Source organism: Streptomyces sp. NPDC002734 (assembly GCF_040295685.1).
GTDB lineage: Bacteria > Actinomycetota > Actinomycetes > Streptomycetales > Streptomycetaceae > Streptomyces.
Genome location: NZ_JBEOVU010000026.1, coordinates 17,796 through 42,917 on the forward strand (window position 1 = coordinate 17,796; position 25,122 = coordinate 42,917).

The 25,122-nt window shown below is 73.1% G+C and carries 18 protein-coding genes and 2 pseudogenes; 3 read left to right on the forward strand and 17 right to left on the reverse strand.

What is annotated here, in order from left to right; genetic code table 11:
- Positions 1-68: 68 nt before the first annotated feature.
- The 12 genes and pseudogenes from ABT026_RS22225 to ABT026_RS22280 all read right to left on the reverse strand — a co-directional run bounded on the left by ABT026_RS22225 (position 69) and on the right by ABT026_RS22280 (position 13,698).
- Positions 69-3,017: an ABC transporter substrate-binding protein gene (locus ABT026_RS22225; RefSeq protein ID WP_351116659.1), complete on the reverse strand. Its 2,949-nt coding sequence runs from the start codon at positions 3,015-3,017 to the stop codon at positions 69-71.
- 264 nt (positions 3,018-3,281) lie between these two features.
- The gene (locus ABT026_RS22230) at positions 3,282-4,064 is read right to left on the reverse strand and encodes a hypothetical protein (RefSeq protein ID WP_351116661.1); all 783 of its coding nucleotides are present in this window, start codon (positions 4,062-4,064) and stop codon (positions 3,282-3,284) included.
- A 138-nt stretch (positions 4,065-4,202) separates the two neighbouring features.
- Positions 4,203-5,503, reverse strand: a pseudogene (locus ABT026_RS22235) (low temperature requirement protein A).
- Positions 5,504-5,669: 166 nt separating this feature from the next.
- Positions 5,670-6,407, reverse strand: coding sequence for a YoaK family protein (locus ABT026_RS22240; protein ID WP_351116663.1), 738 nt, complete (start codon positions 6,405-6,407; stop codon positions 5,670-5,672).
- Positions 6,408-6,632: 225 nt separating this feature from the next.
- Positions 6,633-7,325, reverse strand: coding sequence for an urea ABC transporter ATP-binding subunit UrtE (urtE, locus tag ABT026_RS22245; RefSeq protein WP_351116665.1), 693 nt, complete (start codon positions 7,323-7,325; stop codon positions 6,633-6,635).
- 173 nt (positions 7,326-7,498) lie between these two features.
- Positions 7,499-8,242 (reverse strand): annotated as a pseudogene (gene urtD, locus ABT026_RS22250) (urea ABC transporter ATP-binding protein UrtD); the annotation flags it as partial.
- Entirely contained in the window at positions 8,239-9,435 is a 1,197-nt protein-coding gene (urtC, locus tag ABT026_RS22255; protein WP_351116668.1) for an urea ABC transporter permease subunit UrtC, read from the reverse strand. The pseudogene urtD and the gene urtC, both read right to left, overlap by 4 nt.
- Entirely contained in the window at positions 9,432-10,316 is an 885-nt protein-coding gene (gene urtB, locus ABT026_RS22260; protein WP_351116669.1) for an urea ABC transporter permease subunit UrtB, read from the reverse strand. Before urtB ends, urtC begins: the two co-directional genes overlap by 4 nt.
- A 45-nt stretch (positions 10,317-10,361) precedes the next feature.
- A complete protein-coding gene (gene urtA / locus ABT026_RS22265) occupies positions 10,362-11,615 on the reverse strand; it encodes an urea ABC transporter substrate-binding protein (RefSeq protein WP_351116670.1) in 1,254 nt (417 codons plus the stop codon).
- Positions 11,616-11,826: 211 nt separating this feature from the next.
- The gene (locus ABT026_RS22270; protein ID WP_351116672.1) at positions 11,827-11,952 is read right to left on the reverse strand and encodes a hypothetical protein; all 126 of its coding nucleotides are present in this window, start codon (positions 11,950-11,952) and stop codon (positions 11,827-11,829) included.
- The gene (locus ABT026_RS22275; protein ID WP_351116674.1) at positions 11,949-12,218 is read right to left on the reverse strand and encodes a hypothetical protein; all 270 of its coding nucleotides are present in this window, start codon (positions 12,216-12,218) and stop codon (positions 11,949-11,951) included. Before ABT026_RS22275 ends, ABT026_RS22270 begins: the two co-directional genes overlap by 4 nt.
- 52 nt (positions 12,219-12,270) lie before the next feature.
- Complete coding sequence (locus tag ABT026_RS22280) at positions 12,271-13,698, reverse strand: nucleobase:cation symporter-2 family protein (protein ID WP_351116675.1); 1,428 nt, start codon at positions 13,696-13,698, stop codon at positions 12,271-12,273.
- Between the two features lie 477 nt (positions 13,699-14,175).
- On the opposite strand from ABT026_RS22280, the gene ABT026_RS22285 reads away from it, so the two are divergent.
- On the forward strand, positions 14,176-15,393 hold the full coding sequence (locus ABT026_RS22285; protein WP_502968030.1) for a poly(ethylene terephthalate) hydrolase family protein: 1,218 nt from the start codon (positions 14,176-14,178) through the stop codon (positions 15,391-15,393).
- Positions 15,394-15,462: 69 nt separating this feature from the next.
- Here ABT026_RS22285 and pflA read toward each other — a convergent pair whose 3' ends face one another.
- The 3 genes from pflA to ABT026_RS22300 all read right to left on the reverse strand — a co-directional run bounded on the left by pflA (position 15,463) and on the right by ABT026_RS22300 (position 19,955).
- Positions 15,463-16,245 carry a pyruvate formate-lyase-activating protein gene (gene pflA / locus ABT026_RS22290; protein ID WP_351116679.1) on the reverse strand — a complete coding sequence of 261 codons (783 nt, stop codon included), beginning with the start codon at positions 16,243-16,245 and terminating at the stop codon, positions 15,463-15,465.
- Positions 16,242-18,500 carry a formate C-acetyltransferase gene (gene pflB, locus ABT026_RS22295; protein WP_351116680.1) on the reverse strand — a complete coding sequence of 753 codons (2,259 nt, stop codon included), beginning with the start codon at positions 18,498-18,500 and terminating at the stop codon, positions 16,242-16,244. The genes pflA and pflB overlap by 4 nt, the downstream gene beginning before the upstream one ends.
- A gap of 507 nt (positions 18,501-19,007) precedes the next feature.
- The gene (locus tag ABT026_RS22300) at positions 19,008-19,955 is read right to left on the reverse strand and encodes a universal stress protein (RefSeq protein WP_351116682.1); all 948 of its coding nucleotides are present in this window, start codon (positions 19,953-19,955) and stop codon (positions 19,008-19,010) included.
- A gap of 198 nt (positions 19,956-20,153) precedes the next feature.
- Here ABT026_RS22300 and ABT026_RS22305 point away from each other — a divergent pair, with 198 nt between their 5' ends.
- A complete protein-coding gene (locus ABT026_RS22305) occupies positions 20,154-20,537 on the forward strand; it encodes a hypothetical protein (RefSeq protein WP_351116684.1) in 384 nt (127 codons plus the stop codon).
- A 324-nt stretch (positions 20,538-20,861) separates the two neighbouring features.
- Positions 20,862-23,519 carry a bifunctional acetaldehyde-CoA/alcohol dehydrogenase gene (adhE, locus tag ABT026_RS22310; protein WP_351116685.1) on the forward strand — a complete coding sequence of 886 codons (2,658 nt, stop codon included), beginning with the start codon at positions 20,862-20,864 and terminating at the stop codon, positions 23,517-23,519.
- A gap of 80 nt (positions 23,520-23,599) precedes the next feature.
- On the opposite strand, the gene ABT026_RS22315 is transcribed toward adhE, so the two are convergent.
- Together ABT026_RS22315 and ABT026_RS22320 are read right to left on the reverse strand one after the other, a co-directional pair.
- The gene (locus tag ABT026_RS22315; RefSeq protein ID WP_351116687.1) at positions 23,600-24,088 is read right to left on the reverse strand and encodes a pyridoxamine 5'-phosphate oxidase family protein; all 489 of its coding nucleotides are present in this window, start codon (positions 24,086-24,088) and stop codon (positions 23,600-23,602) included.
- Between the two features lie 165 nt (positions 24,089-24,253).
- Positions 24,254-24,988 (reverse strand): CBS domain-containing protein, encoded by a 735-nt coding sequence (locus ABT026_RS22320; RefSeq protein WP_351116688.1) that lies wholly within the window; start codon positions 24,986-24,988, stop codon positions 24,254-24,256.
- Positions 24,989-25,122 lie beyond the last annotated feature (134 nt).

A 25,122-nucleotide genomic window follows, 5' to 3' on the forward strand; every position in this document is an offset into this window, starting at 1 on the left:
GCCGTCGCCCCCGCCGCACCGGACGGGCGGGGTGCGGCGGCGCCTCCGTCTCCGGACCGCGCCAGGGCTCAGCCGGCGCCCCCGTCCCCGATCGCGCATTCCTTCTCCGTGAGCGGTCGCGTGTCCCCGGCCACCCGGCTGCACACCACACGGGAGTGCGAGGACCCGTCCTCGAGGCGGCGGACCTCCATGAGGGCGATGCTGTGCCCGGTGCGGCCCGCGTAGAGCGGCGCCTGCTGGAAGTCGATCGTGCCGGTGGCCATTCCGTGAAGCCGGACGGCGCGGAGATTGACCCAGGTGGAGCTCCTGCTCTGCGCGGTGTCGTCACGGGAGGCCGCGTCGAACAGGGCGCGGGTCGAGTCGTACGACAGGGCGGTCTGCCCGCTGGCCAGCGCGGGCGAGTCGTACCGCACCTTGTCGCCGACGCCGGGCAGGTACTCCGCGGCGTGGTTGTAGAACTCCGTACCCCGGGCGGCCTTGCCCAACTCGGCCAGCGCCGCGTGGTACAGCGTGACCTCGGGAGCCACGCTCTCGCTGCCGGGCGCGAAGACGGCCTTGGACAGGTCGTCACCGGTGATGACGGACATCTTCCGGTCGGCGCAGCCCGCGTGCGTGCCCAGCTGTTCCATGAAGGGACTGACGTCCTCCACCCGGCCCGCGAAATAGATCACCGACGGCACATCGGCGCTCTCACAGATCTTCCCGGCCGGCCCCCGGAACTCGGGGTCGCCCCCGGGGCTGAGGGCGTACGACAACGGCTCCTGAACGGCGAAGTCCTCCCGGTCGAGCATCTCCCCGCCGTAGCGGGCCTGTTCCTCCGTGTAGCGGTCGTCGGAGGCCTCGGTGTCGCGGGCGACCACCATCGCTGACGGCTTCCGGCCCTCGGCCGCCCGGCGCAGCTGCCGCGCTATCAGGCCCAGTTGAGAGGTCTGCCACTCGTCCGGCGCGGCGAGGCCGAACCAGTTCGCGAACTGCCTGGGCAGATAGGTGGCGGAGTTGGTCCCGGACACCACGGGCAACCCCGCCCGCTGGAGGATCCGCGTCGTCCTCGCGCTGGAGTCGAGATCCCGGCCCGTCCCGACCACGCCCACCAGGGTCGGGTCCCGCTCCGCGTACGCGGCGATCAGCTCGGCCATCTCGACCTGGTCACCCAGGTCGACGCCACCGTTGGCCACGAGCACCCGCAGCTTCACACTGGACGCCTTGTTCACCACCGCCTGGGCGAGGTACACACCGCCGAGCTCCTCCAGCCCTTTCACGGGGGAGTAGCCGCGTCGTTCGTCGGCACTGAGCGGCCCCGCGTAGACCACCGTGACGTACTTGCCCCGGCCTTCCCTCAGGGCCTTCTCGTTCTGCTCCTCGATCCTCGTCTCCAGCTGGGACAGGGACCAGGGCGCACCACCCGAGCGGGACGCCTCCCCGCCGACCGGTTCGCTGTCGCCGCCCGGCAGCCATGTGGAGAACCGGACGCCGTCCGTGGCGATCCCGATGCACTCCTCGGCGCGGCCGCCGGAAGCGGCCTTGCGGCGGGTGTCCCGGTTCGCGGTCAGCCAGGTGGTGGAGCAGTGACGGTCGGACAGCGCGTCGGCGTACACGGCGGTGCCCCCGGCCATCAGGGCCAGCGACAGGGCGAGCGTCTGCGCGGACCACACGACCCGGGCGACGGTGCGCCTCGTGGACGCCTTCACGCACTGTTCCCTGCCCGGCGGGGTCTGGTGCTCCGTGTCCGGCACCGGGATTCTCACCACCCAGGGCAGACCGCCCCAGTGGCTCGGGGACTGGCCCACCCGCAGGTCGGCGGCCCACTCCCTGTGCCAGTCGGAGAGTTCCGCCGGGCCGGCCTCGTGCGCGCGTCCGTCCCCGGCCGTTCCCGCTCCCCCGTCCGCCGGGAGGTGGCGTCTCAGCAGGTCGATGCTGCCGTCGGGCACGGCGGCGACCACCAGCAGCGGGTCGAGCTCACTGCGACGGCTGCGGATGTCGCTGACGGCCTTGATCAGCTCGATTCCCCCGTTGTCCGCGTCCGCCACCGGGAGGAACAACATGGGCGGCCGGAGCCGCTTGAACCCGCGAAGGTCCCAGCTCCACCGACGGTGGTTGTCCCGCAGGTCCTCGAGCAGGGCCAGCACGTGCAGCCGCAGCCGGAACGCGTCCTTCTCCTGGCTGTCGGTCATGGCCTGGGCGACCTCGTACAGGCGCGCCGCGACGGCGTCCCGGGACCGGAACGGCCGCAACGGCGACACCGCGACGGGCCGGCTCCGCGCGGCGGCCGCCCGCAGGAACGTGGTGGTCATGAACCAGCGGCACTCCCTGCGCAGCCACTGGAAGACCGGCATGCTGCGCGGCACGAAGTTGAGGATGAGGAGCAGCGCCACGAGGCCGGTGCCGCAGAGCGCCGCCGTGAGCCCCGAGACGTCCGCGAGGGTCGCCGCCAGGGTGGCGGCGACGACCGTCGTGATGATCATCGGGAACACGTGGCTCATGTCGCTGACCGTTCGCCGCGGCACCCAGTGGGAGAACTGGGGACGACGCCCCTCCACCAGCGCCCTCAGCAACGCCTTCTCCGAGGCCCGCCGGTCCGCCTCGCCCGCCGAGGCCGACTCCGCCCACCTCTTCACGGCGTCGTCGACCGCGACGACGAATCGCGTCCGGGGAAAGGCGTACCGCCGGTAGTCCGAACGGTCCCGGTCGGCGCGCGAGCCGACGCCGTTCCACTTCTTCGGATCACTGAGCTCACCGACCGCGTGGATCGCGTTGCGCAATCCCTCCGCCCTGGCGTCGGCCGCCCCTACGCCCTCGTCGGGCCGTGCCCGCCGACGCCCTCCTGCCATCGCCGACGGGACCGCGCACCGGGTGCCGTGGCTCTTCTGCACCTCGCACAACTCCGTCGCGATGCTCCGTGCACCGGTGTCGTCGTCCGAGTACAGGACGACGACGGGCATGGGCGGGTCGCTCGAGCGGAAGTCCTGTACCACCGCCTCCACCTGCCGCTGGACGTCGAACCCCTGACTGGTCCCCATCCGCGGGTTCGCCGAACACGCCGGCAGCATTTCGCGTTCCCCGTAGTGCACGTCCATGCCCCCTCAAGTCCGCGTGCAGACACGGTACTTGAGGTAACCCAGGTGGAGTGGTCGCCCGGTGCGCCTTCCGGTGACACAGACATGCGCAGTGGGTGGAGGGGAAACGCACCGGGAAGGTGCGGTGCGCATCGTCGCCGGGACCGCCGGGCCGAGAGGCGCCGCTCGGGCCGGAGAGCCGGCTCGTCATGCCGCGAAAACGCCCGCCTACTCCCCCGCGCGGGCGCTCCCGGCGAGGACGGCCCGGATCTCCTCCAGCAGTTCCGGCCAGTGCTCGCCGCACCCGTTCACCGCGTGCCACACCGCCTCCACCGCCGCCTTCAGCGGGTCGGCCTCGGCGGCGCCCGGGACCGCGGGGAGCGCGAAGTGCGGCTGGGAGATCAGCTCCGGGGCGGCGGGGGCACCGGCCGGGACCGCCATGCGCACGACGTGGACCTCGTGCGAGGCGGACGGTGACCGCCTGCCGGCGGCCGGCGCCGTCCGCACCCACCTGCCCAGGAGCTTGCCGGTCTCGGTGCCCTCCGGGTCGTCGTCGCTCAGCTCCGCCTCCGGAACCCACTCCCACCCGGTCGGCTCCGGAGGCGGCGGGAAGTACGGCGGCCGGGCGGGGGGCACACCCTTCGTCACCGCGCGTTGCGGTACGGCCGGGTCGGAGCGCAGCGTCTGCCACATCAGGGCCTGGTCGTCGAACGGCGACCCCAGGGGGCGTCCCTCGGCCAGGTCGGTGAGCGCCCGGGCGATCCACGGCACCTCGGCGAGGCCCGCCGCCTCGCAGGCGCGCCGGGCGGCCAGCGAGGCCACCGCGCGCTGCACCGACGGCTCCGCGGCGTCGAGGTCGTGCACGAGGTCGCTGTCGTAGGCGAGGAGACCGAGCACGTTGCTGTGGCGGAGACGGCGGCGCAGGTCCTCGCCCGGCGGCCGCCCGTTCCACTGCCACGTCTCGAAGTGCCGTCGCCGCCACTCCTCCGCCGTCGGTTCCTCGTCCGTCACCGGTCGCCCCACCGCGCACCCCCTCGTCCTCGACCAGGAAACTCGACCAGGAAAGCAGGACGGCTCCGGGAAGCCCCTGCCGGGACAGGCCGCCCTACGCCCGCATCCTCGCGCAGGGCACCGACAACCTGCCCCGCACTACCGGGCGTCGGCCTCTCGGAGGCGGTGCAGCAGGCGGCGCTGGTGGTCGCGGCCCGCGGTCTCGTGGCCGACGACGGGGACGAAGGAGGCCGCCATGACGACCAGCAGACAGAGCGCGACGCCCGTGCCCGCGGCCGCCATCAGGACGGCGGCGGCCAGGATCGCCAGGGTCAGGGACGTCGTGAGCAGGTGGAAGCGGTCCCAGCCGGACAGCAGCAGGGCGCGCAGCACGTGGACCGTGGACAGGTACACGGCCGTCGGGAGGGCGAGGAGCAGCACCACCGCCACCTCGCTGATCCGCGCGTGGTGTTCGAGGGAGAGTCCCGCCACGTGCAGGCCCGCGCCGGTGCCGGCGACGGCCGCGTAGAGCGGGAGGTGCCCGTAGCCGAAGAGGTAGCCCCGCCCGCGGCGGTGGGTGAGGATCTCGCCGAACGGAACGGTGAAGTACACCCACCACATGCCGAGGTCAGGCCGACGCCGGCGACCACGACGGCGATCGCGTCACCCGTCCACTGCGTGCCGTCGGCGCCGCCGAGCAGTTCGCCGGACGACGCCACGGTGCCGACCACCCCCTCGCCGAGGGTGATGATCGCGAAGAGGCCGTAGCGCTCGGCGACGTGGTGCGGATGCCAGGGCGTGCCCCCGGCGTTCCCCTGGGCGAACACGGGCACCAGCAGTTCCAGCGCCGCGAGGACGCCGAAGGCGGCCAGGGTGACGGCGAGCGGCGGGCTCGCGAAGGCGAGAGCGACCCAGCCGACCTGCACGAGTGCCGTCCAGCGGATGTTGGCGAGGGCGACCCGCCGGTGGTGCAGGGACTCGCTGGCGGCACGCCACCACTGAAGGAGCATCGCGAGACGCATCACGACGTAGCCGGCGACGATCACCCGCAGGTCCAGGTGGTCCCCCTCCTCGACGGAGTGGAACAGCGCCGGCAGCCCGAGCGAGAGGACGACGACCCCGATCATCTGCAGCATCGTCAGCGCCCGGTCCAGCCAGTCGTCGGTGCTGAAGGCGGAGGCGAACCAGCTGTAGTTGATCCACGCGAGGACGATCGCGAACATCGCCGGCCCGAAGGCGGTCACCGCGTCGCGCAGGTGTCCCTCGGCCAGCATCTCGGCGGCCAGGGAGGAGGCCGTGCCCACCGCGACCACGAAGGTGAGGTCGAACAGCAACTCCAGCGGGGTGGCGGTGCGTCCCGGTTCGGCCGGGTCCCGGCCGGTCATCCGCTCCCTGCGCACCGCCGCGCGCCTGCGGCCGGTGTCGTCGTTCGGGCCTGCGGCGGGAGGGGGGTTGCTCATGGGCCAGATGATGCCCCATGTCGGGGGCACCGGCGTCGAAGGGACCGCGTCCTTCCAGAAGGCGACCGTGTCCTGGTCCGACGCGGAGGTGGTCGCCGGCTCAAGGCGTTCGGCGAGCCGACGTCGGCCGTCGCCCTTCCGGCGGCAGGGCTCGGTGCACGGGACGTCAGGGCTTCGGCCGCACCCAGGGTGCGTCGACGGTCCGGTACCGGAACGCGGCCGCGGTGGTCGCCGCCAGCACCACCAGGGGCAGGGCGAGGGACGGCACGAGGCCGCCGCCGAGGACCAGGGCAGCCCCGAGCAGGGCGCCGAGGAACAACGCGGCCACCGACAGCACCCGGCGTCCGGGGTTCGGGGCCGCGCCCCCGGCGGCCGGGGAGTCGGCGGCCAGGCCGGTGAGGGTCCGCGTCATCACGGTCGTGGTGAGGTCGGGGACGCCCAGACGCCGGACGACGGCGTTCTGCAGGCCCATGGCGAGAGCCAGACCGACGATCAGCGTGTACCGGACACCGGGCGTCAGCGTTTCGTCGAGCACGGCGGCCACCACCACGGTGGCCGCCGTCAACGCCGTCTCGACGGCCGTGGCCGCTGCCAGCAGACGCGCGCGGTGCCCTGCGAACCGGGCGCCGAGCCTTCCGCCGCCCACCGCTCCGAGGAGGAAGGCGGCGATCGCGACGAGCGAGGCGGGTGCGGAGAGGTCGCTGTCGCCGGCGAGGGCGAAGCCGAGGAAGACCACGTTGCCCGTCATGTTGGCGACGAACACGTGCCCCAGGGCCAGGTAGCTCACCGCGTCGACCAGCCCGGTCGCCACCGTCAGCACCAGCAGGAGGGGCGGCAGCGGGCCGTGGAGCTCCTCGCCCCGCGGCCACAGCGTGCGGAACACGTCATTCAGCAGCCTGCGCATGCCTCATCACTCCCCCGGCGGCGGCCGGCCGGTGCGGGACCAGTCGGGTGAGCGGACCGCTCACCGGGCCGGCCCACGACGCCGTGGAAGGCGATCTCGCCGTGTATCTGGGCGACCTGGAGCGACGGGGCGGGGGGTCGCCGGACACCGTGACGCCCGACGCGGTGGACGTCACGCGGCCACCGCGTCCCTTCGGCCCGGTCGCCTCACCCGGCCCGCCGGCGCTCACACGCTGAGGGCCTCCCGGACGGTCCTCTCCGAGGCCGGTCCGCCCGTGCCGGTGGACGTCACGCGGCCTGCCTCGAGCACGTGGTACCGCTGGGCGGCGCGCAGCGCGAAGCCGACGTGCTGTTCCACCAGGAGGACGGACAGGCCGTGTCCCCGGGCCAGGGCGAGGATCGTCTCCTCGATGTCGGCCACGACCGAGGGCTGGATGCCCTCGGTCGGCTCGTCGAGGAGGAGGAGCCTGGGGCGGGTGATCAGGGCGCGGGCGATGGCGAGCTGCTGGCGCTGGCCGCCGGAGAGGAGACCGGCGCGGCGGCCGGACAGCTCACGCAGGGCCGGGAAGAGGTCCAGGACCTCGGCGACGGCCCGCTTGCCGTACGCGCGTCCGTCGGCGACCAGTCGCAGGTTTTCGGCGGTGGTGAGGTGCGGGAAGGACTGCTGGCCCTGCGGGACGTACGCCATGCCGCGGGTCACCCGCCGGTGGGGGGCGAGGCGGGTGATGTCCTCGCCGTCCAGCAGGACCGTGCCGCGCCGCGGCCGGAGCAGGCCCATGGCCACGCGCAGGAGGGTGCTCTTGCCGGCGCCGTTGTGTCCGAGGACGGCGGTGACGCCGCCCTCCGGGACGGTGACGGACACGCCGTGCAGCACGGTGGTGCGGTCGTAGCCGGCGTGGACGTCGTCGATCTCCAGCATGGGCGTCACCCTTCCTCGGCCACGGAGGTCACGGCGGCTGCGGAGGCGGCGGATGCGGCGGATGCGGCGGATGCCGCAGGGGCGGCGGGGACGGCGGGGACGGCCTCCGGTTCCCGCCGTTGATCAGGCCGCTGATCAGGCCGCTGATCAGGCCGCGGCTCCGACCGCGGATCAGGCTCCGACCTCGAGGCCCGGCCGAGGTAGACCTCCTGGACCTTGGCGTCGGCCCGGACCTCGGCCACCGAACCCTCGCTGAGCACCTTGCCGGCGTGCAGGACGGTGACGCTGCGGGCGAAGGCCCGCATGAAGTCCATGTCGTGCTCGATGACGACCACCGTGTGGTCCTCGCCGACCCGCCGCAGCAGTGCGCCGGTGGCCTCGCGTTCCTCGTGGCTCATGCCGGCGACCGGTTCGTCGAGCAGCATCAGCCGCACGTCCTGCACCAGCAGCATCCCGATCTCCAGCCACTGCTTCTGGCCGTGGGCCAGCGCGCCCGCCGGGCGGTCGCGCAGGTCCGCCAGGCCCGTGGTCTCCAGAGCCCGCTCGACCCGCTCGGGAACGGTCCTGCGGCGCCGGAGCATCGTCCAGGCGCCGCGTCCCGCTCCGGCGGCGATGTCCAGGTTCTGCTCCACGGTCAGCTGCTCGAACACCGTGGCCGTCTGGAAGGTGCGTCCGATGCCGAGCCGGGCGATGCGGTGGACGGGCCTGCCGAGGAGCTCGTCGTCCCCGAAGCGGACCGACCCGGTGGCCTTGACCAGACCGGTCACGGCGTCCACCAGGGTGGTCTTGCCGGCCCCGTTCGGGCCGATGAGGAACCGCAGGTCGCCCGGTGCGATGTCCAGGTCGACGCCGTCGACGGCGGTGTAACCGTCGAAGGCCACCCGCAGGTTCCGGACGGTCAGTCCCACGCCGCTCATGCCGTCTCCCTCGTGGATGCGGTCGGAACGACCGAAGTCGCGGAAGCCGGGCCCTCGGCGGACGATCGGGCGACGCGTCGCCGCTTGCGCCGCAGCGCGCCGAGGGAGGCCAGTCCGCCCGGCAGGAAGCCGACCATCAGGACGAAGAGCAGCCCCTGGAGATACGTCCAGGCGGCGGGGAAGGCGTCGGAGAGGGTGCTCTGCGCCCAGGCCACCGCGACGGCGCCGAGCACCGCCCCCACCAGTGAGGCCCGGCCGCCGACCGCGGCGCCGATGACGAAGCCGATGGACGGCACGATCCCGATCAGGGCCGGGGAGATGATGCCGACGGCCGGGACGAACAGGGCGCCGGCGAGACCCGCCATGCCGGCCGCGACCACGTAGGCGACGAGCTTGACGTTGGCCGGGTCGTACCCGAGGAAGCGGACGCGCTCCTCGGAGTCCCGTACGGCGACGAGCAGTTCCCCGTACCGGCTGACGAACAGCTGGCGGGCGGCCGCCATCAGCACGAGCAGCGCCGCCGCGATCACGAAGTAGACCATCCGTTGGTTGACGGGGTCGGCGAGGTCGTAGCCGAAGAATCCCTGGATGCCGGTGAGGCCGTTGGTGCCGCCGGTGGTGGCCTGCTGGCCGACCAGCCAGATGGACAGGGCGGCGGCCAGGGCCTGGCTGAGGATCGCGAAGTACGCGCCCTTCACGCGACGGCGGAAGACGAGGAAGCCGAGGAGCGCGGCCACGGTCATCGGGAGCAGCACCGTCATGGCGAGCGCGAAGACCGGGTCGGCGAACGGCTGCCACCACCAGGGCAACGCGTCGGAGGTCCCGTAGAGCAGCATGAAGTCCGGCAGCCTCTCGCCCGCCGTGGCGGCGTCGGCGAGTTTGAGGTGCATGGCCATGGCGTAGCCGCCGAGGCCGAAGAAGACGCCCTGGCCGAGGACGAGGAGTCCGCCGCGGCCCCAGGCGAGGCTGACGCCGACGGCGACGATCGCGTAGCAGAGGTACTTGGCGAGGAGGTTGAGCCGGGAGTCGGTGAGGGCGAGCGGGGCGGCGCCGAGGAGCAGCACCGCGCCGAGCAGGAAGGCCGCCGGCACCCGCAGGCGTCGTGACGTGGACGTCCGCGGCCGGGTCGCGGGCGGGGTGTCGGGCGGGGCGGTCGTGTGCGGGCCGGTCGTGCGCGGGGTGGTCGTCGTCATGCCAGGCTCCGGGTGCGCAGGGTGTACAGGCCCTGGGGCCGCCACTGGAGGAAGGCGACGATGGCCACCAGCACGGCGACCTTGGCGACGCTGACGGTCGTGGAGTACTCCAGCACCGACTGGAGCACGCCGAGCACGAAGGCGGTGATCACGCTGCCCTTCAGCTGCCCGATGCCGCCGACGACGACCACGAGGAAGGCGTCGACGATGTAGTTGGTGCCCATGGTCGGGCCGATGGGGCCGACGAGGGTGAGCGCGACGCCGGCGACGCCCGCGAGGCCGGAGCCGATGAAGAACGTCGTGCGGTCCACCCGGCCGGTGGCGATGCCGGAGACCTCCGCGAGGTCCCGGTTCTGCACGACGGCGCGGATGCGCCGGCCGAGCGGGGTGAGCCGCAGGACGAGCGTGAGGGCGAGCACGCTCAGCAGGGCGAGGCCGAGGATGGCGAGCCGGTTGTTGGCGAGGGTGATGCCCGCGACGGAGACGTTGCCGGTGAGCAGGTCGGGGGCGCGGGTCTGCACGTTGGGGGCGCCGAACACGTCGCGGGCGAACTGCTGGAGCATCAGGGAGACGCCCCAGGTGACCAGGAGCGTGTCCAGGGGCCGGGCGTACAGGCGGCGGACGAGCAGCCACTCCAGGAGTGCGCCTGTCGTGCCCGCCACGAGGAAGGCCAGTGGCAGCGCGAGGAGCAGGGAGACGCCGGTGCCGTCGACGGCCTGCTGAAGGACGTAGGTGGTGTAGGCGCCGGCCATGATGAACTCGCCGTGCGCCATGTTGATGACGCCCATCTGGCCGAACGTGAGGGTGAGGCCGAGGGCGACGAGCAGGAGGACGGCGCCGATGCCGACGCCGGTGAAGGACTGGTTGAGGACGACCGTCATGAGGCGGCTCCGGGTCGGGGAGGGGGTGTCGGCGGCGGCACGCGCTCAGGAGAGGCCGGAGGCCCAGTCGTAGCCCTTGAGGTAGGGGTCCGGCTTGATCGGCCTGCCCGAACTCCACACCTCGGTGATCAGCCCGTCGGCGCCGACCCTGCCGATGCGGGCGGTCTTGTGGACGTGCTGGGTGGCGCCGTCGACGGTCACCTTGCCCTCCGGGGCGTCGAAGGTGATGCCGTCCGCGGCGGCCTTGACCTTCGCGACGTCGAAGGAGCCGGCCTTCTCGACCATCGCCTTCCACAGGTGGACGGAGAGGTAGGCGGCCTCCATCGGGTCGGACGTCGGCTTGTCCTTGCCGTAGGCGGCCTGGTAGGCGTCCACGAAGGCGGTGTTCGCCGCGCCCGGCGTCGTCTGGTAGTAGTTCCAGGCGGTCAGCTGGCCCTCCAGGTACGGGGCGCCGATGCTCTTGACCTCCTCCTCGGCGATGGAGACGGACAGCACCGGCAGGGCCTTGGCGGTCATCCCGGAGGACTTGTACTCCTTGAAGAAGGCCACGTTGCTGTCGCCGTTGAGGGTGTTGAACACTGCGTCGGCGCCCGACTCCTTCACCTTGTTGACGAGGGTGCTGAACTCGGTGGAGCCCAGCGGCGCGTAGTCCTCGCCGAGCACGCGCATGCCGTTGCCCTTGGCGTACGCGCGGATGATCTTGTTGGCGGTGCGCGGGAAGACGTAGTCGCTGCCGACCAGGTAGAGCCTGGTCAGTCCCTGTTTCCTGAGGTAGTCCAGGGCGGGCACGATCTGCTGGTTGGTGGTCGCGCCCGTGTAGAAGATGTACGGCGACTGCTCGAGGCCCTCGTACTGCACGGGGTAGAACAGCAGCGACTTGTGCCGCTCGAAGACCGGCTTGACGGCCTTGCGGCTGGCCGAGGTCCAGCAGCCGAAGGTGGCGGCGACCTTGTCGCCGGTGATCAGGGCCTCCGCCTTCTCCGCGAAGGTGGGCCAGTCGGAGGCGCCGTCCTGGCTGACCGGGTCGAGCTTCTTGCCCAGTACGCCTCCGTCGGCGTTGATCTCCTTGACGGCCAGCAGCAGCGCGTTGTGGACGGTGACCTCGCTGATGGCCATGGTGCCGGAGAGGGAGTTCAGGAGGCCGACCCGGACCGTGTCGCCGGAGGTGTCGGCCTTGGCGCCGGCGGTGGTCGTCCGGTCGCTGCCGGTCTTGGCGCCGCAGGCGCCGATCGCGGCGGACGCGCCGAGGACGTACAGGCCGGTCAGGAGACCACGCCTGCTGATGCTGAGCCCGGACATGCACAACCTCCTTGCCCACGAGGGGCGATGGGAAGAGCGGCGAGGAGAGCGGGACGCGCTTCAGAGGCGGCGGCGTGACGCACGGGGTCCCAGCCGTTCCGGGGGTGATGTCCGGGCTGGACGCTGAGGCGCCTGAACAGCGTGCGAGGGGAGTGTTACCACGGCGTTTCGGCGCAATTGACGGCAGGAATCGGCGAGTTGGGCCGTGTGGCTACCGGCTCTCCTCTCCCGGCGCGTCCGTGTCGAAGGGCTCGTGGTGCCATCGCCGGCCGGCGGTGCCGTCGCCGTGGAGGCGCAGCCAGAACTCGGGCACGGGGGTCCCGTCGGGATACGTCATGGTGAGCTCCGCGCGGATCCGGGCGGCGCAGGCGTCGAGCAGGTCGACGTCCAGGTCGTCCCGGTCGCCCGGGTCGTCCAGGGCGTCCAGGGCCCGCTCCTGCTCGGCGGAGAGGGGCGGAACGACTCGAAGCCGGGGAGCGTCTCGACGTCGGCATACATCCAGGGCATGTCGAAGCCGGTCACGGTCAACCGGGCGACCTCCCGGTCACCGTGGTGCAGCCGCCAGACGTCGCCGACGGGCGGGTTGTCGTTCGTGTGGGTCATCCGCCCAGGATGGCCGTCGGCGCCGACAGTCGAGCCGCTCCCGCGCGACGCCTCAGCCCGTGGCCGGCGCGGCGGGTTCCGCGTCGTCGTGCCGCGCCTCCGGTTCGGGCGCCGGCGTCTTCCTCCCGCCCGCGGCCGTGTGGTTGAACAGCAGGTTCAGCAGGAAGGCGGCGAGGGTGGCGCTGGTGATGGCGCTGCCGCCGATGATCTGCACCCAGGTCGGGAAGGCGTGGTAGAAGGAGGGCGCCACGACCGGGAGCATGCCCACCCCGACGGCGACGGCGACGACGAGCAGGTTGTGGGTGCCTTCGTACTCCACCTTGCGCAGGGTGGCGATGCCGACGGAGGTGACGGTGGCGAACATGACCAGCCCCGCCCCGCCGACGACCGGTCCGGGCAGCGCCGCGACGATCTCGCCGAACCGGGGGACGAGGGCGAGGAGGACGAGGATGCCGCCCGCGACGGCCGCGACGTAGCGGCTGCGCACCTTGGTCATGCCGACCAGGCCGACGTTCTGGGCGAAGACGGTGTCCAGGAAGCCGTTCATGACGCCGCCGAGGACTCCGGAGACGCCGTCGGCGGCCAGGCCGCGCGCCAGGTCCTTGCGGGTGAGCGGGCGGCCGGTCATGTCGCCCACGGCGAGCATGTCGGCGGTGGACTCGGTGAACGTCACCAGCATGACCACGCACATGGAGATCACCGCGGCGACGGGGAACTCCGGGGCGCCGAAGTGGAACGGCGCGGCGAGTCCGAACCAGTCGGCGTCGGCCGCGGTGGAGAAGTCCGTCAGCCCCATGGGGACGGCCACCAGGGTGCCGGCGACCAGGCCCAGCAGGACGCCGAGCTGGGAGAGGAAGCCGCGGGTGAAGCGGCTGATCAGGATGACGAGCAGGACGACGCCGCCGGCCAGGGCGAGATGGCTCGGTGCGGCGTAGTCCTTCGCCGTCGGGTCGTGACCGGCGATCAGCCCGGCCGCGACGCCGATCAGGGACAGCCCGATGACGGTGATGACCGACCCGCTGACCAGCGGCGGGAAGAACCGCACCGCGCGGGCGAAGGGGACCGCGACCAAAAGCCCGAAGACGCCGGCGGCGATCATCGAGCCGTAGACCGCCTGCATCCCGTACTCGCCGGCTATCAGGATCATCGGGGTAACGGCGGTGAAGGTGGCGCCGGCCACGACCGGCAGCCGGACGCCCAGCACCCGGCCGACGCCCAACGCCTGAAGCATCGTCACCAGACCGGCGACCAGCAGGTCGGCGTTGATGAGCAGCCCCACGGTGGAGGTGTCGAGCCCGGCCGCCGCTCCGAAGACCAGCGGAACGGTCACGCAGCCGGTGTACATCACCAGGACGTGCTGGAGGCCGAGGAGTCCGAGCCGGGCGGGCGGCAGGACCTGGTCGACCGGATGCCGGGCAGCCGGTGCGGGACCGGACGGGGGCACAGGTGCGGGTGCGGGTGCGTCGGGGGGCTGGGGCATGGCGGACCTCCGTGGGCCGTACGGGCGGGGTGGAACGGGGACGTGGCGGACAGGGTGCTCCGGCGGCGTGTCGGCGCCGTTTCCGCCGTCGAACAGCGTTGTTGATGTTGCCCCGGCGCACCACCACCCGGACCGGTGCTTCCACGTTTTCGCCGCGTCACCCCCATCAGGACCGCCGAGGCCCGTCCGTCATCCGGGGTCGCGCCGTCCCGCGACGTCAACCACGCTGCCGGGTACGGGCGTGGTGGCACCGGGCCCGGGCCCGGTTGCCGCAGTCCGCTGCCGCGCCTCTGAGCCTGACCGGTGATTTCACTGATGCGCGCACGTGAGGGACCCCGCTTCACTCGCCGTGGACGGACAACCTGGACCGACTCCGGCCACCGGGACCCCCGACGGGCCGGCGTGGTCGGCACAACGAAGGGGTCGTACATGTCAGTTCGCACCGGTCGAAGCCGACGTCCTCGCCTGAGGGCCGTGATGGCCGCGTGCCTCACGGCCGTGGGTGTCGCCGGCGTCCTCTCCTCCCCCGCCTCCGCCGTGACGTCGCTCTACGGCGAGAACTTCTCCGCCGGGCTCGGCACCTTCACCTCCACCGGTTCCGTCAGTGCGAGCACGGGCGCCGCGCGCCTGGGCGGCTCGCTGCTGACAGACCCGACCCTCACCTCCGCGGCCGTCAACCTGGCCGGATACAGCGGGATATCGGTGTCGTACACCCGGACGGCGACCGGGCTGGACCTCGGCGAGGCCTTCACGGTCGCCTACTCCGTGGACGGCGGCTCCTGGACGACGCTGGAGTCGGCGCGCACGGCCACCGGCGCGACCTCGTACCGGCTGCCGTCCTCGGTGGACGGCCGCGGTCTGCGGTTACGGTTCTCGCTGGACGCCAACAGCGCGCTGGAGTCGCTGACCGTCGACGACGTGCTCGTCCAGGCGGCGGGCGGCGGCACCGGCGGGCCGACCGACCCGCCCGGCGGATCGCTGCCCCCGGTGAGCGACGTGACCGCCCCCGGGCCGTACGCGGTGACCGTCGACACCACCGCGGGCTCGGGCGACGACGGGTGGCTGGTGTACCCGACGAACGCCGGGCAGAACGGCGTGAGGCACCCGGTGCTCGTCTGGGGCCCCGGCGCGGGCTCCGACCCGGCCGCCTACGAGGACATGCTGCGCCAGTGGGCCTCGCACGGGTTCGTCGTCTACAGCGAGGTCTCCTCCAGCAGCGGCGACTACATGGTCGACGCGCTCGACTGGATCGAGGACCAGAACGCGAACACCGGCAGTCCGCTGTACCAGGACATCGACACGAGCGAGGTGGCCTTCGGCGGCCACTCCCGCGGCTCCATCGGCACGTTCGACGTGGCCGACGACCCGCGCCTGGAGACCACCGTCCACGTGGCGGGCGGCTCCTTCGACGGCAACGGGCCGGACAACCTCCGCAACCCGGCGCTGTACATCGGCGGTGACGACGACTTCGCCACCTCCAACGTGGAGCGCGACTACACCAACACCGACGTGCCGGTGTGGCTCAACGTCCTCGACGGCACCGACCACATCGCCGCCACCCGCAACGGGCAGCACATCATCACCGCCTGGCTGCGCTGGCACCTGGCCGACGAGGAGTTCCGCCGCACCCAGGACTTCCTGAGCCCCGGGTGCACCTTCTGCGGGCTCGGCCGGACGCAGTACAAGAACTGGTGAGGTGACGAAGCGCCGGCCCGGCGGCTGTCCGCCGCCGGGCCGGCGCCGCCTCGTCGCCTCGTCGCCTCGTCAGTAGGCGTCCTTACCGTGGGCGCGGAAGCGACGCCTGACCTCCTCGACCAGGGCGGGGTCGGGCGCCGGGGTGTCGCGCAGCGGGAAGGGGATGCCCAGGGCCTCGTACTTGCCCGCGCCCAGCTTGTGGAAGGGCAGGACGTCCACGCGCCGCACCGTCCCGAGTCCGCCGACGAACTCGGCGAGGCCGTCCACGGCGGCGAGGTCGTCGGTCCAGCCGGGCACGAGCACGTACCGGATCCAGACCGGGACGCCGAGCCGGTCCAGCCGGGTCGCGAAGGACAGGGTGGGCGCGAGGGCGCCGCCGGTCAGCCGGCGGTAGGTGCGGACGTCGAAGGACTTCACGTCGAGCAGGACCAGGTCGGTGTCGGCGAGCATCTCGTCGGTGGCGCGGGCGCCGAGCAGGCCCGAGGTGTCGATCGCGGTGTGCAGACCGGCCTCCTTGCAGCGGCGCAGGACCGCGCCGGTGAAGCGCGGCTGGAGCAGCGGTTCACCGCCGGTGAGGGTGACGCCGCCGCCCGCCGTGGTGAGGAACGGCCGGTACTTCTCGATCTCCCCCATCACCTCGTCCACGGTCCGCTCCTGCCCGTCCCGCATGTGCCAGGTGTCGGGGTTGGCGCAGTACAGGCAGCGCAGCGGGCAGCCGCTGGTGAACAGCACGAACCGGGTCCCGGGACCGTCCACGCCGGTGGACAGGTCCCAGGAGTGGATCCGGCCCGTGACCGCTTCGGCCTCGGTGCCGCCGCCGGCCACGGTGCCCGCTGCGGCCTCGGTGCTCACAGCGATCCGTGGAAGGTGCGGCTGATCACGTCGAGCTGCTGCTCGCGGGTCAGGCGGACGAAGTTGACGGCGTAGCCGGAGACCCGGATGGTCAGCTCCGGGTACTTCTCGGGGTGCTCCATGGCGTCCTCCAGGGTGGCCCGGTCCAGGACGTTGACGTTCATGTGGAACCCTCCGCCGCCCATGTAGCCGTCGAGGATGCCGACCAGGTGCCCGGCGCGCTCCGCCGGGACGTGGCCGAGGCCCTCGGGGGTGATGGTGGTGGTGAGCGAGATGCCGTCGCGCGCCGACTCGTAGGGCAGCTTGGCGACCGAGAGGGCCGAGGCGACGACCCCGTGCCGGTCGCGGCCGTTCATGGGGTTGGCGCCGGGCGCGAAGGGCTGTCCGGCGCGGCGGCCGTCGGGGGTGTTGCCCGTGTGCTTGCCGTAGACCACGTTCGAGGTGATCGTCAGCACGGACTGGGTGTGCTCGGCGTCCCGGTAGGTGGGGTGCCGGCGCACCTTGGCCATGAACGACTCCACCAGGTGGACGGCGATCGCGTCGGCCCGGTCGTCGTTGTTGCCGTAGGCCGGGTACTCGCCCTCGGTGCGGAAGTCGACGGCGAGGCCGCTCTCGTCGCGCACCACCTTGACCCGGGCGTGCTTCACGGCGGAGAGGCTGTCGGCGGCGACCGAGAGGCCGGCGATGCCGCAGGCCATGAAGCGGTGCACGGGGTGGTCGTGCAGCGCCATCTCGAGGCGCTCGTAGGCGTACTTGTCGTGCATGTAGTGGATGACGTTGAGTGCGTCGACGTAGGTGCCCGCCAGCCAGTCCAGGACGCGGTCGTAGGCGGCGTCCAACTCCTGCGGGTCGAGGTACTCGCCGGTGAGCGGAGGCATCTTGGGGGTGACCTGCTCGCCGGTCATCTCGTCGCGGCCGCCGTTGATCGCGTAGAGCAGGGCCTTGGCGAGGTTGACCCGGGCGCCGAAGAACTGCATCTGCCGGCCGACCGCCATGGCGGAGACGCAGCAGGCGATGGCGGTGTCGTCGCCGGAGCGCGGGCGCATCAGGTCGTCGGACTCGTACTGGACGGCGCTGGTGTCGATGGAGACCTGGGCGCAGAACTGCTTGAAACCGGTCGGGAGGGAGGGCGACCACAGCACGGTCAGGTTGGGCTCGGGCGCGGGGCCGAGGTTGTACAGGGTCTGCAGGAAGCGGAAGGAGGTGCGGGTGACCAGCGGCCGTCCGTCCTCGCCGATGCCGCCGATGGACTCCGTCACCCAGGTCGGGTCGCCGGAGAACAGGGCGTCGTACTCGGGGGTGCGCAGGAAGCGGACGATCCGGAGCTTGATCACGAAGTCGTCGATCAGCTCCTGGGCGCGGGGTTCGTCGATGGTCCCCTCGTCGAGGTCGCGCTGGAGGTAGACGTCGAGGAAGGTGGAGGTGCGGCCCAGCGACATGGCGGCGCCGTTCTGTTCCTTCACCGCGGCAAGGTAGCCGAGGTACAGCCACTGCACGGCCTCCTGGGCGGTGGCGGCCGGGCGGGAGACGTCGCAGCCGTAGGTCGCGGCCATCTGCGTCAGCTCCCGCAGGGCCTTGATCTGCTCGGCGAGCTCCTCGCGGTCGCGGATCACGTGCTCGCTCGAGGGCAGCGCGTCCAGGCGGGCGCGTTCGGCGCGCTTGGCCTCGATCAGGCGGTCCGTGCCGTAGAGGGCGACGCGGCGGTAGTCGCCGATGATCCGGCCGCGGCCGTAGGAGTCGGGGAGGCCGGTGATGATGCCGACCCTGCGGGCGGTGCGCATGGCGGGGGTGTAGGCGTCGAAGACGCCGTCGTTGTGGGTCTTGCGGTAGGTGCCGAAGATCTCGGAGACCCGTGGGTCGGGTTCGTAGCCGTAGGCCTTGAGTCCGTTCTCGACCATGCGCAGGCCGCCGTTGGGCATGATCGCCCGCTTGAGCGGGGCGTCCGTCTGGAGGCCGACGATCAGCTCGCGGTCGCGGTCGATGAAGCCGGGGGCGTGCGAGGTGATGGTGGAGGGCGTGGCGGCGTCCACGTCGAGGATGCCGCGGCTGCGTTCCTCGGGGAACAGGGCGCTGGCCTTGCCCCACACGGCGCGGGTGCGGTCGGTGGGGCCGGACAGGAAGGAGGCGTCGCCTTCGTACGGGGTGTAGTTGGCCTGGACGAAGTCGCGTACGTCCACGCGCTCCCGCCACCCGTCGCCGGCGAACTGCCGCCAGGCGTCGGCGGTCCGGGGTGCGGCTGTCACCGTCGCGGTCATCACGGGTCCTCTCGTCGGGTCCGGCCTTCTGCCGTCACCTCGATGGTCGTCCCGCGAGGGGGTGCGGGGAGAGTGCCGACAGGGCACCGCCGTGGCCCCTGCGGCCCTGCCGCGGCGGGACGTTCGGCCCTCTCCTCCGCCGCGAAGGGCCCGGGGGGCGGGAGTACCCGGGGTGCCGAGTGCCCGGGACGGCCCGGGAGTCCCCGGGAGTCCTCGGGGTGCCGAGTGCCCGGGACGGCCCGGAAGTCCCCCGGGGCGCCAAGTGCCCGGAACGGCCCGGGAGTGCCCTGGGGGCTGCCGAGCAACCCGGGCGGCGGGAGCCCGGGGCGGCGGGAGCCCGGGGCAGCGGGAGCGCTCGCGGCTCGCGCTGCGGGGCGAGGCGGTGCTGGGGGCGTCGGAGCGGACAGGGGTGGTGCCCGGGATCGCGGACGAGCCGGCCGGGGCCGAAGGGGCCTGGCCGGCTCGGGGTGGAGCGGCGAAGCGTCCCGCACCGACGCCCCGGTCGGGTCAGCCGTGGGGGACGACGGCGACGGGGCAGGGGACGTGGTGGAGGGCGGCGTGGGCGACGGGGCCCAGGTGGGCGCCCAGGCGGTGTCCGCCGCGGCGGCCCACCACCAGGAGCCCGGCGTCGTGGGCCTCGTGCACCAGCACCGACGCCGCCCGGCCCTCTACGACCGTCCAGGTCACCGGGACCTCCGGGTACTTGTCGCGCCAGGCGTGGGCCACCGCGGCCACCGTGTGCTCCGCGTCGGCCCGGGCCTGGGCGGCCGCCTCGGCCACCGGTCCTGTCGCCAGGCGTTCGGTGGCCGGGACCGCGATGACCAGCGAGGAGTCGGTCACGGCCCGCAGCGGGGTGCGGAAGGCGTGCACCACGCGCAGCCCGGTGCCGCGCAGCCGGGCCGCCTCGAAGGCGAACCCGACGGTCTCATCGCACGGCTCGCCGGTGTCCAGTCCGAGGACCACCTCGCGGTAGGGCGTCCGCGGGATCTCCTCGGGCGCGATCCCGTCCGTGGCGGGCAGGTGGTCGTCGCTCGTGCCACGCCCCGCCCGGACCAGCACCACGGGCCCCTCGGCGCGGGCGACCACCCGCTGGGAGACGGAGCCCGTCACGAACCCGCCGAGTGCGCCGAGGCCGAGCGACCCCAGGACCAGCAGGTCGCTGCCGGCGGCCGCCGAGGTGAGGGCGCCGACCGGAGAGTCGCACACCAGCCGCTCGGTGATCCGCAGTCCGGGGTGGGCGGCCCGCAGGCCGCGCGCCGCCTGCCCGAGGACCGTGCGGGCCCACTCGTACTCGCTGGTCCCGGCGGGGACCTCGGACCCGGGGCGGACGTGACGGTGCCAGGTGTGCAGCACGGTCAGGCCGGTCCCCCGGCGCCCGGCCTCCGCCGCCGCCCAGTGGGCGGCGGCCAGGCTCGCGGCCGATCCGTCGACCCCCACGGTGATGTCGTGCTGCATGACGCGTCCCCTCCAGGGCCGTTGCCAACTCTCGGTACCGCAACCGTGCTCCCGTGACGGGCCGCCGGCCGAGGGGCCGGGTGGCCCTCGACCGGGTCTCTTCGGCCCCCGTCCGGGGACGGAAAGGCCCTGGCCGGCGACCCGGCGGCGGGCGCACGCTCCTGTCACCACCTCGACGAGGCCAAGGGAGCGAAGCTCATGACTGCCAACGACACCGGTGTCCGTCACCTGACCGACGCCGTGCTGGTGCGTGCCGACGGCGCCGTGGACGAGGAGTCCCTCGCCTACGTCCGCGAGAAGGTGGCGGCCGCGCTGGGCCGGCCCGGACTGCCGGAGGCGAGCGGCGAGGTGCGCGTCGTCAGGGCGTCGGCGCACCACGTCGAGCTGCCCTGGTGGGCGGGGGCGGACCTCCAGGTGGGCGAGGACCTGGTCGTCGTCCACGTCCGTGAGGCGACCGTCCGGGAGCTGGCCGACCGTCTCCACGACAAGCTGCGCGCCCGGGTGGAACGCGCGGCGCACCGCGACGAACGCAGCCGCAGGGCGGCCGTGCCGCCGCCGTGGCGCGGGGGTCCGGGCCGCTGAACCGGACGCCGGACCCGCGGTGCGCGGGCCGGGCGGGCACAGGCCGAGGAGCGGGACCGGTACCGACGGTTCCGCTCCTCGGCCGTTCCCGCTCCCCGGCCGTTCCCGCTCCTCGGCCGTTCCCGCTCCCCGGCCGCTGTCCGCCCCTGGGAGGGCCGAGGGTCCCGGGCCGGGCAGGGACGTCCGGGCCCGGTCGGGGCCGTCCGGCACCGGGTCCCGAACTTCCGTACGCAGCAAAGTGGTTGGCGGAAGCGGGGCCGCACGGCGTCACTTCCCCGACGCCGCCGGACGTACCGGCGGCCCCGATCACGGAGGCGGACCACCATGACCCGACAGGACGCGCCGAGCAGGGCCCGGGCCGGAGCCGAGGCGGCGCCGTCGGACGCCGCGGTCGCCGTCGACCGGCTCGTCGAGGGAGGCCTGAAGGCCCTCGCCGACTACGAGTCGCTCACCCAGGAGCAGGTCGACCACATCGTCAGGAAGGCGTCGGTGGCCGCCCTGGACCAGCACACGGCGCTGGCCCGCCTGGCCGTCGAGGAGACCGGCCGCGGGGTGTTCGAGGACAAGGCCGTCAAGAACATGTTCGCCTGCGAGCACGTCACCCACAGCATGGGCGCCATGAGGACGGTCGGCGTCGTCGCCCGCGACGACATCGAGGACATGGTCGAGATCGCCGAGCCGGTGGGCGTGGTGGCCGCGGTCACCCCCGTCACCAACCCGACCTCCACCACGATCTTCAAGGCGCTGATGGCGCTGAAGACCCGCAACCCGGTGGTGTTCGCCTTCCACCCGTCCGCCCAGCGGTGCAGCGCCGAGGCGGCACGGGTGGTCCGTGACGCGGCCGTCGCGGCGGGGGCGCCGGAGAACTGCGTGCAGTGGATCGAGGAGCCGTCGGTCGAGGCGACCGGCATCCTGATGAAGCACCCCGGCGTCGCGCTGATCCTCGCCACCGGCGGCAACGCCATGGTGAAGGCCGCCTACTCGGCGGGCAAGCCGGCGCTCGGCGTGGGCGCGGGCAACGTCCCGGCCTACGTGCACCGCACCGCCAAGCTGGCGAGGGCGGTCAACGACCTGGTCCTGTCGAAGTCGTTCGACAACGGCATGATCTGCGCCTCCGAGCAGGCCGTGATCCTCGACGCGGAGATCTACGACGCGGCGCTCGAGGAGTTCCGCACCCTGCACGCCCATCTGGCGACCGCCGAGGAGAAGGCGAAGCTGGAGGCCTTCCTCTTCCCGGCGGGCCGGGCCCCGGGCGGCGGCTGCGAGCCGAAGGTGAACGCCGCCGCGGTCGGACAGAGCCCGGTGTGGATCGCCGAGCAGGCCGGTTTCAGCGTGCCGGAGGGCACCTCGCTCATCCTGGTGGAGGCCGCACGGGTCGGCCCGGACGAGCCGCTGACCCGGGAGAAGCTGTGCCCGGTGCTGGCCGTGCTGCGGGCCGAGGACGAGCGCCACGGCTTCGGCCTGGCCGCCGACATGGTCGCCTTCCACGGCCAGGGCCACAGCGCCGTCATCCACACCGAGGACCGCGCGGTCGCCGAGGCGTACGGACGGCGGATGAAAACGGTCCGCGTCATCGTCAACTCGCCGTCCTCGCAGGGCGCCATCGGCGGCATCTACAACGGCCTGCTGCCCTCCCTCACGCTGGGCTGCGGATCCTGGGGCAGCACCTCCGTGTCGAACAACGTCTCGGCCGCACAGCTGCTCAACATCAAGCGGGTCTCCGCCCGCCGCAACAACCTGCAGTGGTTCAAGGTGCCGCCGAAGATCTACTTCGAGCCGCAGTCCATCCGCTACCTGGCCTCGATGCCGGACGTCCACCGCGTCACCGTGGTCACCGACGCGACGATGACCCGGCTCGGCTTCGTCGACCGGATCAGCCGGGTCCTGCAGCGGCGCCGTGAGCCGGTGGTGCTGCAGATCATCGACAACGTCCAGCCGGAGCCCAGCATCGACTCGGTGCGCGAGGGCGCCCGCCTGATGGGCGACTTCCGCCCGGACACGATCATCGCGCTGGGCGGCGGTTCCCCGATGGACGCCGCGAAGGTGATGTGGCTGCTGTACGAGCAGCACGCGGCCGGTGTGGAGGTCGACTTCGCGGACATGCGGCAGAAGTTCTCCGACATCCGCAAGCGCGCCTTCCGCTTCCCGGAGCTGGGCCGGCTGGCCCGGCTGGTGTGCGTGCCGACCACCTCGGGCACCGGCGCTGAGGTCACCCCGTTCGCCGTGATCTCCGACCCGGCCACCGGCAAGAAGTACCCGCTGGCCGACTACGCGCTCACCCCGAGCGTCGCCATCGTCGACCCGCTGCTCACCGCGGCGCTGCCCCCGGCGCTCGCCGCGGACAGCGGCTTCGACGCCCTCACCCACGCGATCGAGGCGTACGTCTCCGTCTACGCCAACGACTTCACCGACGGCCTCGCCCTGCACGCGATCCGGCTGATCTTCGGCAACATCGAGGCGGCGGTGAACGACCGTGACGGGGCGCCGGAGTCCCGGGAGAAGATGCACAACGCCGGCACCATCGCGGGCATGGCCTTCGGCAACGCCTTCCTGGGCATCGTGCACGCCATGTCGCACACGCTGGGCGCCACCTTCCACATCGCGCACGGCCGGACCAACGCGGTGCTGCTTCCGCACGTGATCCGGTACAACGGCACGGTGCCGGCGAAGCTCACCGGGTGGCCGAAGTACGAGAGCTACCGGGCGCCCGAGCGCTTCCAGGAGATCGCGCAGGCCCTCGGCCTGCCCGCCGCCACCCCGGCCGAGGGTGTGGAGTCCCTGGCCGTCGCCGTCGAGCGGCTGCGCGAGGCCGTCGGCATCGAGCCCTCGTTCCGGGCGCTGGGCGTCGACGAGCAGGCGTTCCTGGCGGCCCTGCCGCAGCAGGCGCTGAACGCCTACGAGGACCAGTGCGCGCCGGCCAACCCGCGCATGCCGATGCTGGACGACATGCGGCGCCTGATGCGGGACGCGTACGACGGCTGACGGCCCCGGCCGGGTCCGGGACATGACGGAGGCCGGGCGGAACCTGTGACAGGTTCCGCCCGGCCTCCGTCGTCCCGGGCTCAGTCCGCCCTCTCCTCCGCGCGGGCGGGCACGTGGGCCTCGCAGGACGGGAGCGGCAGGTGGATGCCGTAGGCGCTGCGGCCGCCGACCAGTTCGCGGCCGGTGACGCGTTGCGGGGCGATGCGCAGGAACACCTCCTGCGGCCAGGGCACCCAGGAGGTGGGCCCGGTGCGGGTCAGGCGCTCGTGCTCGGCCGGGTCGGTCACGACGCTCGCCGTTCCGGTGACGACGACGCTCCAGCCGGAGTGGGCGGCCCCGTCGACCGCGTCGGCCTCGAAGGCGACGACCTCGCCGTCGACGGCCCGGACCAGCTCGGAGGCGGCCGAGGTGCGCAGCAGGACGCCGCCGCGGTCGTCGAGGGCGAAGTTGACGGGGAGCACGGAGGGGAGCGCCTGCCGGGTGTGCACGACGCGGCCCACGGTGGCGGTCGCCAGCCGCCGCAGGCTCTCCTCGCGGTCCAGTTCGCGGAAGCCGTCGTTTCGGTACATGGCGGGCCGTGCCTCTCTCGGTGTCGGGCGTTCACGTGGCGGCGGGGCGGCGCCGGCCGTTCACCGGTCGGTGCGGGGACGCGGGGGCGGTGGTCACCGTCATGGCGCCCACCGCCCCCGTTCACCCGCGTCCGTCCGTGCCGTGCCGTCAGGGCCGGGCGGGTGTCAGAGCCGGCGCAGCCAGCCGTCGGCGACCCCGTGCACGGCCGCCGGTTCGGGCGTGATCCGGGTGTCGTCGGTCCGGTGGCCGAGTTCGTCGACGACGGCGACGACTCCGGCGATCTTCCGGGTCATCGACACGGCGGCCTCCGCCTCGCTGCGGCGTTCGGTCACTCCCCGCAGGGTGACGACGCCCTGGCTGACGGAGACCTCCACGCTCTGCGGCGACAGCCACAGCCCCCGGCCCAGCACCTCGCGGAGGACCTCCTCGCGCAGGCCCTCGTCGGTGCGCAGGAAGACCCGCAGCAGGTCGTGCCGGGTGACGATGCCGACCAGCCGGTCCTCCTCGTCGATCACCGGGAGCCGGTCCACGTGCCGCTGCACCATGGTGCGGGCCGCCTGGACGACGCTGTCCTCGGCGTGCACGGTGACGGGCGAGGCGGTCATCAGACCGCCCGCGGTGCGCGCCCGGCCCTTGGCGGCGTGCCGGCGGGCGGTCGGCGTCATCGAGGGGAGCCGGAGCTTCGGGGCGGGCGGTTCCCAGCCGTCGGGGCTCTGTGCCTGGTGGACCATCAGGTCCGTCTCGGAGACGACGCCGACGACGTGGTCCTCGTCGTCCACGACGGGCAGCCCGCTGATCCGGTGCTCGGCGAGCAGCCGGGCGACCTCCTTGAACGGGGTGTCCTTCCGGGCCCGGACGACGTCGGTGGTCATCACGGCACCGACCTTGGTCTGCTTCATGGCGCTTCCTCCTCGGTACAGCGGGCGCGGGCACGGACCCTGGGCGCCGGAGCGGCGCCGGCCGTGTCGGCGGTGGGCTCGGCGTCCCCGCCGGCGGGCGGGGACGGTGGGGTCGGGCGGTCGCCCGGGCGGGG